Origin of the sequence: Bacillus sp. EU52 (assembly GCF_037964975.1) — a bacterium.
GTDB classification, from domain to species: Bacteria; Bacillota; Bacilli; order Bacillales; family Bacillaceae; genus Bacillus; species Bacillus subtilis.
Genome location: NZ_CP150177.1, coordinates 1,246,713 through 1,261,604, shown reverse-complemented (window position 1 = coordinate 1,261,604; position 14,892 = coordinate 1,246,713). Strand labels below are relative to the sequence as shown.

General features: G+C 46.1%; 15 protein-coding genes. 4 read left to right on the top strand and 11 right to left on the bottom strand.

The window, feature by feature from the left end:
• Positions 1-43: 43 nt before the first annotated feature.
• The 9 genes from NSU05_RS06555 to NSU05_RS06515 form a co-directional block, all read right to left on the bottom strand.
• Positions 44-880, bottom strand: coding sequence for an SDR family oxidoreductase (locus NSU05_RS06555; protein ID WP_017697311.1), 837 nt, complete (start codon positions 878-880; stop codon positions 44-46).
• Positions 877-1,956: a mannonate dehydratase gene (gene uxuA / locus NSU05_RS06550; RefSeq protein ID WP_017697310.1), complete on the bottom strand. Its 1,080-nt coding sequence runs from the start codon at positions 1,954-1,956 to the stop codon at positions 877-879. Before uxuA ends, NSU05_RS06555 begins: the two co-directional genes overlap by 4 nt.
• Before the next feature lie 24 nt (positions 1,957-1,980).
• Positions 1,981-3,000 carry a zinc-binding alcohol dehydrogenase family protein gene (locus tag NSU05_RS06545; RefSeq protein ID WP_038428820.1) on the bottom strand — a complete coding sequence of 340 codons (1,020 nt, stop codon included), beginning with the start codon at positions 2,998-3,000 and terminating at the stop codon, positions 1,981-1,983.
• 5 nt (positions 3,001-3,005) lie between these two features.
• Positions 3,006-4,019 carry an ureidoglycolate dehydrogenase gene (gene allD / locus NSU05_RS06540; protein ID WP_038428818.1) on the bottom strand — a complete coding sequence of 338 codons (1,014 nt, stop codon included), beginning with the start codon at positions 4,017-4,019 and terminating at the stop codon, positions 3,006-3,008.
• 104 nt (positions 4,020-4,123) lie between these two features.
• Positions 4,124-5,503: an MFS transporter gene (locus NSU05_RS06535; RefSeq protein WP_038428817.1), complete on the bottom strand. Its 1,380-nt coding sequence runs from the start codon at positions 5,501-5,503 to the stop codon at positions 4,124-4,126.
• A 67-nt stretch (positions 5,504-5,570) separates the two neighbouring features.
• A complete protein-coding gene (gene uxaC / locus NSU05_RS06530; RefSeq protein ID WP_038428816.1) occupies positions 5,571-6,992 on the bottom strand; it encodes a glucuronate isomerase in 1,422 nt (473 codons plus the stop codon).
• A 198-nt stretch (positions 6,993-7,190) separates the two neighbouring features.
• Positions 7,191-8,369: an NAD(P)/FAD-dependent oxidoreductase gene (locus tag NSU05_RS06525; protein ID WP_015383407.1), complete on the bottom strand. Its 1,179-nt coding sequence runs from the start codon at positions 8,367-8,369 to the stop codon at positions 7,191-7,193.
• A gap of 39 nt (positions 8,370-8,408) precedes the next feature.
• Positions 8,409-8,831, bottom strand: coding sequence for a DUF1641 domain-containing protein (locus tag NSU05_RS06520; protein WP_003220510.1), 423 nt, complete (start codon positions 8,829-8,831; stop codon positions 8,409-8,411).
• A 389-nt stretch (positions 8,832-9,220) separates the two neighbouring features.
• Positions 9,221-9,718 (bottom strand): cupin domain-containing protein, encoded by a 498-nt coding sequence (locus NSU05_RS06515; protein WP_038428815.1) that lies wholly within the window; start codon positions 9,716-9,718, stop codon positions 9,221-9,223.
• Positions 9,719-9,849: 131 nt separating this feature from the next.
• Between NSU05_RS06515 and NSU05_RS06510 the strand changes: the two genes are divergently transcribed.
• The 3 genes from NSU05_RS06510 (at position 9,850) to fetB (ending at position 12,448) form a co-directional block, all read left to right on the top strand.
• Positions 9,850-10,824, top strand: coding sequence for a multidrug resistance efflux transporter family protein (locus tag NSU05_RS06510; protein ID WP_033884360.1), 975 nt, complete (start codon positions 9,850-9,852; stop codon positions 10,822-10,824).
• Positions 10,825-10,943: 119 nt separating this feature from the next.
• Complete coding sequence (locus tag NSU05_RS06505; RefSeq protein ID WP_015715714.1) at positions 10,944-11,696, top strand: ATP-binding cassette domain-containing protein; 753 nt, start codon at positions 10,944-10,946, stop codon at positions 11,694-11,696.
• Positions 11,696-12,448: an iron export ABC transporter permease subunit FetB gene (fetB, locus tag NSU05_RS06500; protein ID WP_003232776.1), complete on the top strand. Its 753-nt coding sequence runs from the start codon at positions 11,696-11,698 to the stop codon at positions 12,446-12,448. Before NSU05_RS06505 ends, fetB begins: the two co-directional genes overlap by 1 nt.
• Positions 12,449-12,493: 45 nt before the next feature.
• On the opposite strand, the gene NSU05_RS06495 is transcribed toward fetB, so the two are convergent.
• Entirely contained in the window at positions 12,494-13,306 is an 813-nt protein-coding gene (locus NSU05_RS06495) for a uroporphyrinogen-III synthase (RefSeq protein ID WP_015715713.1), read from the bottom strand.
• A gap of 173 nt (positions 13,307-13,479) precedes the next feature.
• On the opposite strand from NSU05_RS06495, the gene NSU05_RS06490 reads away from it, so the two are divergent.
• The gene (locus NSU05_RS06490) at positions 13,480-13,668 is read left to right on the top strand and encodes a hypothetical protein (protein ID WP_003232781.1); all 189 of its coding nucleotides are present in this window, start codon (positions 13,480-13,482) and stop codon (positions 13,666-13,668) included.
• A 40-nt stretch (positions 13,669-13,708) separates the two neighbouring features.
• Here NSU05_RS06490 and NSU05_RS06485 read toward each other — a convergent pair whose 3' ends face one another.
• Positions 13,709-14,887 carry a glycosyltransferase gene (locus NSU05_RS06485; protein ID WP_038428814.1) on the bottom strand — a complete coding sequence of 393 codons (1,179 nt, stop codon included), beginning with the start codon at positions 14,885-14,887 and terminating at the stop codon, positions 13,709-13,711.
• Between the last annotated feature and the right edge of the window lie 5 nt (positions 14,888-14,892).

Sequence of the window (14,892 nt, the reverse complement as noted above, 5' to 3'; positions counted from 1 at the left end):
ACCTCACCCCTATGTTGGTTCAGTTTCTGTTGCACCGCTTTCGTTACACACCTGAATAAGCCATAAATCCTCCATCGACAGGAACGGTGATCCCAGTGACAAAACCGGAATAGGATTCATCCGCCAGCCAAAGGAGCGTACCGAGCAAATCCTCGGGTTTTCCGAAGCGCTTCATCGGTGTTCCCGCAATAATTTTGTGAGATCGGCTGGTGAATGTTCCGTCTTGGTTGATCAGCAGATCATGATTTTGTTTTGTCAGAAAGAAGCCTGGGGCAATCGCATTGACCCGCAGCCCGGTTTCGGCAAAATGAACAGCCATCCACATCGTAAAATTATTGATGGATGCTTTCGCGGCACTGTATGCCGGAACCTTCGTCATAGGTGAATAAGCACTCATCGAAGAAAGATTGATAATCGCGGGTGAATGTGCCTTCAGCAGCTCTTTTCCAAACACTTGCGTGGCCAGAAACGCACCGGTGAAGTTGGTGGAGAATACAGTTAGAAAGCCCCTCTCATCCATATCAAAAAAGGATTGGCCTTCTCCCGCTTCTTCATATGTCTCCACATCGGTTATCGCGTCAGGATGATTGCCGCCAGCCCCGTTAATTAACAGATCAACAGCGCCAAATTGGCCGAGGATGTCTTCCTTTGCCCGCTCCAGTGACATCCTGTCCAGCACATCCGCAGCAACAGCGCACGCTGTGCCGCCAGCCGCCGTTATCTCCTTCACGACCGCTTGGCCTTTTTCAGCCGTCCGATTCAATATCGCCACCTTCATGCCATGACGGGCTAGCTCCCGTGCCATCGCAGAGCAAAGCACGCCGCTGCCGCCAGTGATGACAGCCGTTTTACCTGCCAGGTTCTCATGCAGCGGGATCATACGCCCACCTCTTTTTTTGCCATTGCTTCATAGGCGTCCCACAACCCGTTCAAATACATGATGCCAAGTGCCCGATCGTATAAGCCATATCCCGGGCGGCATTGCTCGCCCCAAAGATGGCGCCCATGATCCGGTCTGACATATCCTTCGTAATCCTGCTTATGCAGTTCTTCCATCACGCCTTGAATGTTGATCGAACCATCCTTTGTTAAATGAGATGTTTCAATAAAATCACCATTCTCATAAATTTTCACATTGCGAATATGTGAAAATGGAGCGATGCCGGCATACGTTTTAGCGATCTCCACCATGTCGTTAGCGGGATTGGCTCCCATTGAACCTGTACAAAGGGTGATACAATTAGACGGTGAATCTGATATCGCCCGCAGTTTCTTATAGCTTGCCTCTCCTGTGATAATGCGCGGCAGTCCGAAAATCTGCCACGGCGGGTCATCCGGATGAATGGCCATTTGAACACCATAGGCCTCAGCAACAGGAAGAATTTCCTGCAAAAAGAATGATAAATTGTCCCATAGCTTTTCTTCATCGACCGTTCTGTAGGCAGCAAAAAGCTCTTTGATCCGAGCCAATTTTTCTGGCTCCCACCCCGGCAGTGTCATGTCAGATGCATCCTCCACCGTCCGAATCAGCTCTTGAGGATCAAGGCTTTCCACCTTGGCCTTTTCAAAAAACAGAGCGGTCGATCCATCTGCTAGCGGCCGGAACATGTCCGTGCGTGTCCAATCAAAAACCGGCATAAAATTATAGCAGATCACTTTCACGCCAAATCCGGCAAGGTTGCGGATCGTTTGCTTGTAGTTTTCAATATACCGGCCGCGTTCTTCGTTCCCAAGTTTAATTGCTTCGTGAACATTCACGCTTTCTACAACTTCAGCATGAAAACCATAGGATTGAATATATTCAGTCTCGGCTCTGATTTCTTCTTTTTCCCACACGTTGCCGACGGGCTTTTGATGGAGAGCCCAAACGATGCCTTTGACACCGGGAATTTGCTTCACGTGTTCAAGTGTGACTGTATCGTTGCCTCGTCCATACCATCGGAATGTCATATTCATGCTCGCACCTCCGGATTCAGTCATTTAATCAAACGTGATGACGGCTTTTCGCACCTGATCTGGATGCTCCTTAATAAACTGAAATGCATGATGAACGTCATCAACTGAAAATGTATGGGTCACCAGCCCGTTATGCATTAACCGGCCTCCATTCAAAAGCTCTACCACTTTTGGAAACTGATTGGTCTGCAATCGGGATCCGGTTATCGTGACTTCTTTTTTTGTAATTGGCAGCTGAGAAATCTGAGCCGCTCTTTCATCAAATCCAAGCACAACCACATGTCCCGCCGGTGACACAGCCTCAATTGAAAGTGCAAAAGTCTCCGGCAGGCAAACAGCATCAATGACCACGTTTGCTCCTTCATTCCCAGTCCATTCAAGGACCCGCTCGGCAACATGTTCTGCTTGGACATTTACAACAGCATCGGCGCCGTTTTCTTTCGCAAATGCCAGCCGATCGTTGTTCAAGTCAGTCATCATGACAGCAGCGCCCGCCAGTTTTGCCATTTTTAACACACAGATCCCGATGGGTCCCGCTCCCTGGATCAGGACGGTATCACCTTTTTCCACCTGGCCTCTCCACACTGCCTGGGCGCCTATCGTATAAGGCTCGGCCATGACTGCTTCCTCCCAAGGCAAGTCCTTTGAGACCGCGTGAAGCTGCCTTTCCGGAAGCACAATATATTCCCGCATGCCTCCGTCCTCATGTACGCCAAATACAGAAAGCTTGGCGCAAACATTCGGCCGCCCTTTGCGGCAGGCATAGCACGATCCGCAATAAGAAATCGGCTCAATCACCACATGATCACCGGGTTTTAGGCTCTGTACATTCGCACCAACTGCCTCCACTTGTCCCGTTACCTCGTGTCCGATGACTCTCGGGAGGGTAGCGAGCGGATTCGTTCCATGATAAATGTGCATGTCTGAACCGCAAACGCCGACTCGCTTGACTTTCACGAGCACTTCATCATCCTTTGAAAGAACTGGCTTCTTCACCTCCGCTGTCACCAGATCATACGCTTTTCGCACTTGAACCGCTTTCATTTTACTCACCTGCTTTTTAAGAATTCATACACGCTCCGGGCGATAGAAATTCCGTTTTTCTTATTTCTTTCTTCATGCAGCTGCTCGATCTCGCCGGGCACATACACTCTTTCGAATCCAACAGCCGGCGGTGATTGCTGCAGTTCATCAATCATGGCATCCATCTGCTCTAAAAACGTATCCCAGTCAGTAAAAAAGGCTGGATTGATCGCGCAAACGTAATGCCCCAGCTTTCTTTTTTGATCAAGACCGCTGTACATTTTGGCAATATGAGGGCCAAAAGCCGCGCCCGCCAGCAATCCGGAAAACACATCCACCACAATCGATAGTCCATAGCCTTTCGGGCCGCCGAATGTTGAAAGTGAGACGACCTTGTCAGGATCAGTTACGGCTTCTCCGTTTTCATCGACTCCCCATCCTTCAGGAATTTCTTTGCCCTCTTCACGGGCCTGCAGAATCTTCCCAAAAGCCACTTTGGATGTCGCCATATCTAGGATAAACGGTTTTTTGTGCTTAGCCGGAACACCGTAAGCAATCGGGTTTGTCCCTAAAAAAGGAGTCCTCCCCCCAAACGGGACAACGATACTGTCTGTATGCGTCATTGCCATTCCGATCAGCTTTTCGTCAGCCGCTTTTTGCACAAAATAGCTTAGCGCTCCGCAATGGCTGCTGTTTACGGCCGTGACCATGCCGACTCCTTTTTTCTTCGCCATGTCAATTGCATGGTCCATCGCCATGTCGCAATTCACATGACCGAAACCATCGTCTCCGTCAAGCACCCCGGTCACAGGCCCCGTTTCTTTAAAAACAGGCTGTGCCCCAGGATTGATCCCTCCCGCTAAAAGCCTGTTCACATAGTGTTCTGTGCGCAGCACGCCATGCGAATGTACATTGCGCAAATCAGCGTGCACGAGAACATCTGCTACTTTTTCAGCATCTCGTTCATTCAAACCGGCACCGGCCAGCTTTTGCCGAACGAGTCCCTTTGCTTCTTCAGCTGCAATTGTTATCGTTTTCAAACAAGTGCCTCCTTCCTTTTCAGTTTTTTGGGCACTCCCCTAGTGAAACCCCTACAAACACATTTTATTTACAAATTATTTTAAATATTCTTTATATTATATTGTCAGTTCTTTTGATGAAGATCCTGAACGATCTGAGCATGCTGCTGGTCTGTGAGTTTATAAAGAAAGCCGATAATGATCATCGCTAATGCCAACGCAATGGCCGGATACAGAAGAAGCAGCGCTTTGATGCCAATCAGCGCCTGTGCTGTCTGGACTGCATTCGGCACATAGCCGATAATCCCCAAACCGATCCCCGAGAGAAAGCCAGACAAAGATTGAGCAAGCTTTCTTGAGAAATTGAAAAGTGAATATGTCGTTGCTTCCTTCCGTTCACCGGATTTCCATTCACCATAGTCGATAATATCGGAGACAAGAGCCCACGTGATGCCATTTGGGATACTGATTCCGATAAAGGCGATACTGGCGAGAATTGTAAACACATAAACGTTAGATGGAAGCATAAAGTTGATCAGATCCGCGGCCACACTGATGCCGAAGCCGATCATTGCCGTTCGTTTCTTTCCAAACATCTTGACGAGCTTTGGAAGGAATACGACGCCCAAAAAGGAAGAACCGATAATGATGAAGTTCATATAAGCCATTAATTCAACATTGCCCAAGTTATATTGTGCGAAATAGACTAGCATGGCGGATTTAATGTTGTATGCGGAAATTGAAAAAATCGTCATCAGGACAAGGGTTAACAGCGGTTTATTTGTAATAAATGTTTTGACGACAGATGAGAGTGTTAATTTTTCTTTGGGTGCTTCCGATATGACAATGCGTTCTTTGCAGTTGCGGTAGCAAATATAAAACCAAAGCACACCGAGTGCGGCGAACAAGCCCATGACCACCGGGTAGCCGACCTTCGGATTATCAAACTTGATGAGCAGCGGCATCACGGCAACACTTGTGATAAACAAGGCGCCAAGTGATCCGATTTGGCGGAACGTCGAAATGGAGGTCCGGTCCTCAGAATTTTGAGTCATCGCTGCCCCTAATGAGCCGTACGGAATATTCACAAACGAATAGCCGATGCCCCAAATCATATAGGATGCATATGCATAAATCAGTTTTCCGGTCGTTGATACATTGGGAGACAGAAAAATAAGAACAGTAAGCACCGCAAGCACGATGCTGCCAATTAATAGATAAGGCCTGAATTTCCCCCGTTTGCCGATATTTTTGCGATAATCGATTGATGAGCCGACAATTGGATCTGTTATCGCCGCAAACAGCTTACTGACTAAAAAAATGCCGCCGGCCATCGCAGCGGGGATTCCCGCTACATCAGTGAAATACTTCAATAAATAAATCTGGCCGAGATCAAACATAAAACCATTGCCAAAATCACCAAAACCATAGGACATTTTCTCTTTCAATGAAAGCCTTTTTTCCGTTTCGACCGACACAACCTTATTTGCCAGTTCAGTTCGCATGTTCCACCTCTGTGCCTTAAGAATTTTCGGATAGTGGTCCGCTCAGCGATACTGAGCGGACACTTTGTTACACGTTTGCTTTCTCTTCTTGAAATTGAAAGTAGTGTTTCGCATTGTCATAGCAAATCCCCTGAACGATGCTTCCCAGAAGTTCCATATCGCGCGGCACTTCGCCGTTTTCCACCCATTCCCCAATCAAATTGCAGACGATCCGCCTGAAATATTCGTGGCGCGTATACGAAAGAAAGCTTCTGGAATCGGTGAGCATGCCGATAAAACGGCTGAAAAGGCCAACATTTGATAACGCTTTCATTTGGTCGAGCATTCCGTCTTTAGTATCGTTAAACCACCAGGCTGTGCCGAATTGTATTTTTCCCGGGGTAATACCGTCCTGAAAACTGTTGATCATGCTGGCGATGACATAGTTATCATTTGGATTCAGTGAATATAAAATCGTTTTCGGCAGCTGGTTCTTCATCTCAACTGAGTTCAGCAGCTTGTATAAAGGCTTAGCAATTTCTTCATCGTTCATTGAATCATACCCTGTATCAGGTCCGAGCCTTTTCATCATTTTTGTATTCGTGTTTCTTAAAGCGTTGATATGAAACTGCATCGCCCAATCGAGCTCCGCATACAAACCGCAAAGAAACTGAAGCGTATATGTCTTAAATTTCTTCTCATCTTCATAAGAAACCTCTGTTCCTTGTAATCTGTCAGAAAAAATCCGTCCAGCTTCTTCTTTTGTTGTTTCGGCAAATACCATTGAATCTATCGCGTGATCAGAAACTCTGCCGCCGGCTGAGTGGAAGAATCGCACTCGTTTTTCCAAAGCCTTTAAAAACGCATCATAGGTTGTAATGGATATGGCGGCGGCATCTTCAAGCGCCTGCACCCACTCAGGAAAGCCTTCACGATTGATCTCAAGTCCTTTATCCGGCCGAAATCCGGGCAGCACGCTGACAGGAAAGTCTTTGTCTTCTCTTAATAATAAATGGTATTCAAGAGAATCGACAGGGTCATCCGTTGTACACACGACCTTTACATTTGATTTCACGATTAAATCCCTTGCCCCGAAGCCATCCCCTTGGAGCAGTTCATTTGTCCGTTTCCATATAGCCGGCCCGGACTTCTCGTTTAAAATCTCATAAATGCCAAAAAAACGCTGCAATTCTAAGTGAGTCCAGTTGTAGAGTGGATTGCCAATCGCCATCGGCACGGTTTTCGCCCAAGCCATAAATTTCTCCTCATCAGGCGCATCTCCGGTGATGTATGTCTCCTCAATTCCATTGGCTCTCATGATGCGCCATTTATAATGGTCACCATACAGCCAGGCTTCCGTGATGTTTTGAAATGTTTTATTTTCATAGATTTCTTTCGGGCTTAAGTGGCAGTGGTAATCAATAATCGGCATGTCTTTCGCATACTTGTGATAGAGGCTGACAGCGGTTTCATTTTTCAATAAAAAGTTTTCGCCCATGAAGGGTTCCATGTCCTCACCGTCTTTCATTCTATTTCAAAATGTTAACGTTAACATTTTGATTTGTTTTTATTTTACCTTTATATTCCTCTGGGATCAATCTCTTTTTTTGAAAATGAAATGTTAACGCTGTCATAAACATAAAAAAAGACATTGCCAGAAAGCACTCGGAAAGGAATGCTTTTGGCAATGCCAGATTCATTAAAAGGATTAGTAAGCCAGGCTGAAAAGTCCTTTAATATGTGTCAAATATCGTACATTACTTGCTTCTTTCATCAAGGAAGCAGGAAGACCTTTAAGCGGTGTAGAATTAGCACCAATAATGGCAACCGCGTCTTTGCGTCCAAGGCTTGCAAGTGTACCAGAGTTTACTGGCTTGAATGTTTCAAGCGTTTTGCCTTCCAGGTAAGCGAATAGGTTGTAACCGATCAGCTCACCCATTTGCCATGCGATTTGTGCAGTTGGCGGGTATGGACGGCCGTCTGCACCGAAGTAAACTGCGCTGTCTCCAGCAACGAATACATCTTCATGAGATGTAGATTGCAGGAAGTCATTTACAGTCGCGCGTCCGCGGTTCACTTCTAGACCTGATTCACCGACTAATGGGTTACCTTGTACGCCGCCAGTCCAAACAAATGTGTTGGCAACAACTTTAGATCCGTCTTTCAGATCAATTACGTTTCCTTCTACATTTGTAACAGGAAGACCTGTTAAGAACTCAACGCCGCGTTTTTCAAGGCTTGCAGTCGCACGCTCGATAAGATCATCCGGAAGAACAGGAAGGATCTTCGGACCTGCTTCAACAAGTTTCAATTTGATTTCTTTATGGTCTACGCCGTATTTTTTCGCAAGGTTCGGCATGATGTCAGCAAGCTCGCCAACAAGCTCAACACCTGTTAAGCCGCCTCCGCCGATAAGGATTGTTGCATCTGCTTCGTTTTTCGTTTTAGAGTACTCGCGCACACGATCTTCAACATGTTGGAAGACTTTGTTCGCATCGGCAGCAGATTTCAATACCATGCTGTTTTCTTCAAGACCTGGGATGCCGAAGTAAGCCGTTACAGAACCAAGACCTACAACAAGCGCATCGTAAGTTAATGTAGAACCGTCAGCAAGCGCAACTTCTTTTTTATCAACAGAGAAAGAGCTTACTTCCGCAATTTTAAGATCAATGTCTTTGCCTTTGAAAAGTTTTTCTAATGGCATTGCAACCGCTTTTTCAGACACGTTGCCTGCAGCAAGGCGGTGTAATTCCGTAATGATTTGGTGAGTAGGGTATTTGTTTACCACTGTCACGCGTGCTTGTTCTTTTGTGTAATGTTTGCGAACTGTTAGAGCAGAAAGAACTCCGCCATAACCAGCGCCTAGAATGACAATATGTTTTGACATCGTATATCCTCCGTCCTTTATATCAATTTGAATCTGAGATTATTTTTGGTTTTCGCGTTCGTTCATGACTTCAAGGTAGCTGTTAGCAAAACGGAACAGCTTTTGAGCTTGAGGATCTTTCAGCATGCGAAGAAGGCCGAAAAGTCCAATTGTTTCGTTGCTTGCTTCCGCGCGGTCTTTTGCTTCAATCGCAGTCGCAGCTACTTCTTTCGCTGTTTCTTTTACAGGCTCGAGAATTTCAGTGATCGCACCGACTGTGTCGCTCTTTAACACTTCGTCAGTCGCTACAGACTGAGCGAAATCATAAGACTTCGTTAAAATATTCACTAACTCAGTCAGCTTCGGAAGCTGGTCAACTAAAACAGTCAATGATTCTTGAACTTCTGGCTTTAATAGCTGATCAATAAGATCTTGCTGGCTTTGGCTGACAGACGCATTTGTTTGATCGATTGTTTCTGGCATATCCAATTCTCCTTTACTATAAGCAGTTTGCTGATTTTTTTGGAAAGGGTAGTGCCTCTCCCTGTCTCACGCTTTTAAGGCATAAGAATAAGGATTGTGAATTCATGCACAATCATTTACAAAAATAAATGTTTACTACCCAGTTTTTCATCTTGCCATATTCAGTATTATTTTTATCTAAAAATAAACAATTGAATAAGTCAAAATCCTTTACTCTCTCTGAAAATAGCAAACACAAAAAACTCCAATTCGATTACCTTCTATATGATAACACTTTTTGAACAAAATTTGAACGTGAATTGCTTCGATTATGAAATTAATTTATATGGAGCTCATGTCATATCGTTTCTGCGACACTAGTTTTTGACAATCCAGCAATTTCCCCCCCTTCACTTTACCCATATTTCCAATAGAGGCTCTCTTTTTCCTGTGATCGGATCATTCGCCGGCAACGCCGCCTGCTTAATCTGTTTGACCGCTTCCTCCCGCTCATTCGGCTTCCCCGTCTTCATATCGTACTGAACGCCACCGGGATAGGCGCCAAGGACAGTAAAATCGGGGCTTGAGCTGAGCTTTTTATGTCCGACTCCGGCTGGAATCACGACTGCGTCGCCTGATTTGAAAGGGATGGCAGCCCCTTTTTCACCCCCAAACTGAATCACAGCCTCTCCCCTAAGGGCAAACAGGACTTCATGCGTATTGCTGTGATAATGATGGTATGGAAAAACACTCCCTGACCAGCTGTTTGACCAGCCATGCCGGATGACGATCCGCTCTGCCAGTCCGGTGTCCTTAAGCGCGTTTTGATACACCACGAGCGGAAAATCAGGGTGATTCGGAATCCTGCCGTCATCCGGAAAGAAGTATGTCTGTGTCTCTTTTTCCATCAATTTCACCTCCCTTTTTTGTCTTCCACACATAGCGGTTCGCAAAACATGATGTTTTTCTCATGATTCCATTGATCTGCATGATACCGAATAGTATAGTATAAAAAAATAATGCCAGAATGAGGGATATCATGAAAGCTATCGTTATCGGAATATTGGCTTCACTCTTTTTCGCCGTTACCTTTATATTAAACAGAGCGATGGAGTTATCAGGAGGCAGCTGGCTTTGGAGCTCTTCGCTGCGCTTTATTTTTATGGTGCCGTTTTTATGTTTGATTGTCATCATGAGAGGGACATTCACGCCTCTTTTACTAGAGATGAGGAAAAAGCCGTTTTATTGGATCAAATGGAGCTTCGTCGGTTTCGTGCTTTTTTACGCGCCGATTACATTTGCGGCTGCATACGGTCCGGGGTGGCTCATAGCCGGAACCTGGCAAATTACAATTGTAGCCGGGGTGCTCTTATCTCCTTTGTTTTATGTCAAACAAGATATGCCGGGCGGTCCGCAGCTCGTTCGCCAAAAGATTCCCCTGGTTTCACTTGGCACTTCTGTGATCATCCTGATTGGAGCGGCTCTGATTCAGCTTCAGCATGCAGAATCGCTTTCTGGGAGGATGCTGCTTTTCAGTGTGCTGCCGGTTGTCATTGCGGCTTTTGCCTATCCGTTAGGAAACAGGAGAATGCTCGAAGAATACGGAGGCCGGCTTGATACATTTCAGCGCGTGCTTGGAATGACATTGGCAAGCCTTCCATTCTGGCTTATATTAGCAGCTTACGGCTGGTGGTCAGATGGCCTTCCAACAGCAAGTCAAACCGTTCAATCCTTTATCGTTGCCGTCAGCTCAGGCATCATTGCGACGGTTTTATTTTTCTGGGCCACTGATATGGTAAGAGACAATCCGCAAAAACTCGCAGCTGTTGAAGCCACTCAATCCGGTGAAGTGATTTTCGCGCTGCTTGGTGAAATTGTTCTGCTGTCAGGCGTTTTCCCATCTCTATTATCATTTGCCGGTTTGTTCATTATAATAGCGGGGATGATGTTACATACCTTCGCTTCACAGCCGAGAAAACCGAAAAAGAAAGCACAGTCAAATCTGACTGCGTAGCATCTGCAGGAGAATGGGTGAAAGCCTGTTCTCCTTTATTTGTGCTACCAAAAGGAATCTGTTTCACGTTATAGTTAAATATAATGTCAGCCTACTTATATTGAAAGGTGATTATTGTAATGGAAGCAAACGATCAAACACAAAACATACCAGCCATCTCCTTCAGATCAGTCAGAAAAAGCTATAAACAAGATGGACAAACCTATGATGTGCTGCAGGATGTCACCGGAGACATTCAACAGGGTGCAATCGTAGCCGTTTTAGGCCCTTCCGGCTCAGGCAAAAGCACCCTCCTTTCTATGTGTAATTTAATGAGAACGCCTGACAGCGGCGAAATCAAAATATATGGAAAGGAAGTAAGAGAATGGAATGTCAATGAGCTGAGGAGAACGGCAGCCCTCGCGTTTCAATCGGCTCCCGTGCTCGACGGGACAGTGCGTGACAATTTAAGTCTTGTACAAAGGCTGCATCAATCCCAGCTGTACTCTCCTGAAAAGCTGGCTTCTCTTACAGGGCTGCCGTCAGAGCTGTTAGACAGAAGCGCCAGAGACTTATCGGGCGGGCAGCGGCAAAGACTGTCACTGGCCAGAACGCTCTCAAATCCTTCCTCCATTCTATTGTTGGACGAGATCACGTCGGCATTGGACCCGGTTTCTGCTCTTGAGATTGAAGAACTGATCAAACGTCAGCATCAAGAGAAAAAATGGACAGTCATGTGGGTCACTCATAATATGGAGCAGGCAAAACGAGTAGCCGATACCATTTGGTTTATGGCAGATGGCCGGCTGCTTGAAATCGCAGAAACCGAAACATTTTTCTCCGCTCCGCAGCATGAAGCAGCGAAAGAATTTTTGAAGGGAGGCACTCGGTAATGGATTACCTTTCTCTCTCTTTAACGATGATCTTTGTTTTGATCGCCTTGTTTTTATCAAAATCCTTTAAAGCCGGTGTAGAAAAAGACATGATCATCGCCACCATCCGGGCCGCGGTGCAGCTGCTTATCATCGGTTATGTTTTGTCGCTGATTTTTCGCGGAGACCACCCTGTTTTTATCCTGCTGATGGTGCTGTTAATGCTCGCGGTGGCGGCGCAAAATGTCATCAAGCGAAAGAAAAATACTATCGGTTCGTTTTGGAGGGTGTTTGCCGCGTTAGCAATCGTAGAAATTGTGACGCAGGGAATTCTGCTGTCTCTTCATATCATTCCGCTTACGGCACGATATGTCATTCCGATCAGCGGGATGGTCATCGGAAATTCGATGGTGCTCTCGAGTTTGTTTCTAAACCGGCTTAACTCAGAAGTCGGCGTTCGCAAAGAAGAAATTCAATTAATATTGTCACTTGGCGGCACACCGAAGCAATCCATACAGCGCATTCTTACTTCAGCGATGAAAATGAGTATGATCCCGACGCTCGAAAGCCAGAAAACACTGGGTCTTGTCCAGCTTCCCGGCATGATGACAGGCCAGATTCTAGCCGGCGCGGACCCGATTCAGGCAGTACGCTTTCAACTCTTAATCGTGTTTACAACGATGGCCTCAGCCGCGCTGACTTGTGTAATCTTAAGCGTGCTGACATACCCATCATTATTCACCGTTCATCAGCAGCTGAAGCAGAATGAATGACAGACAAAAGCCGCTTTCCGAGGGAAAAGCGGCTTTTTGTACTTGTTATTCCTTTTCTTCATAATACTTGGCCAGCTCAACAATCATCGCACCCATCCGCTCAATCTCTGGCGCAAGCAGTCTCGTAATGCCCTCTTCCCGCAGTGCTTCAGCAGTCACTTTTCCGACAGCAGCTGCGATGGCGCGTTCTTCGAATACCTTCTTCACTTCATTGATATAACCTCGCCCCTTGGCAAAATCAAACAGGGAACGAACCTGAATGGCCGTTGTAAAACAAACGGCATCGATCTCATCGTTCATCAGCTCTCGGCATAACCGCTCCACCGTTTCCTCCTCCGGCGGGATGTGCTGATAAGGCAGAATCGGCAGGACAGACGCGCCTTTTTCTTCAAGAAATGCCATGAGAGCCGGCGCTTTTTCGCCATGAAGCTGCACCATGACTGTTTTTCCTGAAAAGTCGTGAGGCTCCAAAGAACGGATTAAGCCTCTTGTTGTCCCGTCTTCATCCGAAGCTTCCGGTGTGATCCCAAGCTTTTTCAACGCAGACAGCGTTTTGTATCCCCGGCATGCCGCTTTCGCTTGGCGAATGGCCTGCAGAAACTCATCTTTCAGTCCAATTTTCTCTGCCATATCGACAAGAGTCTCCAACCCGATGCCTGTCGTGAAAATGACCCAGTCAGCTTTTTCTTCCGCAAACGTCCGCAAATCCGGCTCCACCTGCTTCTCTGCTAAGTAAACTGTACCTTGGAGAGGCCGGATGACAGGTATTCCGCCCTGTTTTTCAATGATTGTACTGATTTCTTCCGTTTTTCGTGAGCCACCGATTGCCACACGTTTTCCAAGTAACCCTTTTCCCATACCCGTTTCCTCTCCTCTTTGCATAGGCTTTTTATGTATACAAGCTTATTAAAGCTATTTTGGCGCAAACCAAGGGAGAAATCAAGATAAACCCAAACCTCTAAAATCCATTGAATACGCCGGAAGCTTGCTGTAAGATAAACAGCAGACACGTCTTGTAACGGAGGGACGACATGGAAACAAAAAAAGAAGAATATGAAACAAAAGGCTACGATACATCGATCGTTTACGAATTCAATGAATATCCGGACGCCCGCAGCGGGCGCTGCGACAACTGTGATTACACACTGTTCAAAAGCTCTGTAAAAGGCGGAAAATTTCTTAGAGAATGCCGGAGATGCGGGATGAAAAAAAATATTTAAACAGAAAACCGAAATCAAATTGATTTCGGTTTTTATGTTTTTACTGCGGGACAGCGGATTTTTTCATAAACGCTTCAATCTCAGCTGCCGCACGCTCCGCTCCGCCAGCTTCTTTTACATCCTTTTGCATATTCTTGACGCGGCTGAGCAGCTCTTGATCACTGGATACAGCCTGAACCGCTTCCTGCAGGCTGGAAACAGTCACTTCCTCTTTCGGCAAATAAACGCCAAGGCCTAATTCATCAACCCGATTTGCAGTGAGCTCTTGCTCATACATTTGCGGAATGACGACAAGCGGCACACCTGCGTTCATCGCTTCCATCGTACTGTTCATCCCGCCATGAGAGATGAACAAATCAGCTTTCTCTAACACCTCAAGCTGCGGCACACTTTGGCGAATGGTAAAGTTAGCAGGAATATCCTCCAAGCTTGCTGGATCAATCGTTTTCCCAACCGACATGATCACTTGCCATGAAGAATCCCGAAATGCCTTGATGCACATCTTGTAAAATTCCGGCCATGCGTTAAACGCCGTACCCAAAGAAATCAGCATAAGCGGGCGATCATCCTTGTCAATCAACAGGCTTTCTTTTTCCTTCCGTTCTCCGAGAGAGGGGCCGACAAAACAGAAACGGTCATCGAACGTCTCATGCTGAATCTGAAAAGACTTCGGCATAAAGACAATATTTAATGCTTCCGGCACAGCTAACTGTTCAAATGAAACAGCCGGCAACTTCTCTTGCTCCAAGTAGGCTTTAAATTCAGCCTCTGCTTCTCTTATTTTTTTCAGCATGTCTTCATTTCCTAACTGAAAGGATTCATTTTGGGCATATGACGAACAGAGCTTAATGACCGGAACATTAAGCTTTTCAGCAAACAACTTACCAGCCAGCGCAACAAAGTCATAGATGATCAGATCAGGCTGATCATCCTTATATAACTCCTCAAGCTGCGGCAGAATGCTGAGTGATTCTTTCAAAAGGCTGAGGGGCGCGTCATTCTTTTCCATCATCTCCCTGATTTGCTTAGGATCAATATTCAAGGATGTATGATAGATCAATGCTTCTCCACCGGCTTGCTGAACAGCGGGCGCAAACTCCTCAGTCGTCGCGTACGTGACACGGTGCCCTTTCTCACAAAGCTTCTCTACTAAAGCAAGCGTAGGATTGACATGTCCGTATGCCGGGATATTGATCATCGAAATATGGTACTTTTTCATGAATC